This window comes from Neobacillus paridis, assembly GCF_016765675.1.
Lineage (GTDB): Bacteria > Bacillota > Bacilli > Bacillales > Cytobacillaceae > Neobacillus > Neobacillus paridis.
In genome coordinates this window covers 1-552 of record NZ_JAESWB010000145.1, presented here as the reverse complement: position 1 = coordinate 552, position 552 = coordinate 1, and the positions used below count along the sequence as shown (strand labels likewise).

Annotated in this window: 1 protein-coding gene; it reads right to left on the bottom strand. The window is 68.5% G+C overall.

Going from position 1 to position 552, the window contains the following annotated elements:
- The coding region (locus JK635_RS28255) for a LysR substrate-binding domain-containing protein (protein WP_202653500.1) at positions 1-552 on the bottom strand (552 nt) is incomplete at both ends.

Below are 552 nucleotides of genomic sequence, written 5' to 3'. Positions count from 1 at the left end.
CTGCCAAAAGAAATGTCACCCAGCGCAACCGGATAGGCCTGGCAGTCGGCCAGGCGCAGGCTGCGGTGCGAAGCCAGCGGATGGTCGGGCCGCATCATCACATGCAGCGGCTGCGCCATGTCAGCCAGCAGCTTGACCTGCGGCGGCGGTGGTGGGTCATGCGCCACCACCAGCTCGACTTCGTCCTGCATCAGCGCCGCCATCAGGCTTTGCGTGCCGCCGATCTGCAAATGAAACTGCACGCCGGGATGCCTGGCCTGCCAGCCAGCGACGATGCGCGGAACGATGTCGGTGCCGACCGACTCCGCGCAGCCCAGCCGCACCTCGCCGCGCATCAGGCCGCGCAACTGCTCGACCTGGCTGGTGGCGGACTCCAGCTCCGACAGGCTGCGCCGCACGAAGGACAGCATCACTTCACCTGCGGCGGTCAGGCGCACGCCGCGCGGCAGCCGCTCGAACAGCGGCGTGCCCAGGTCTTCCTCGGCTTCCAGTATCTTGCGGTTGAGCGCGGTGGACGCCACATGCAGCGCCTCGGCCGCCTTGCGGATCGAG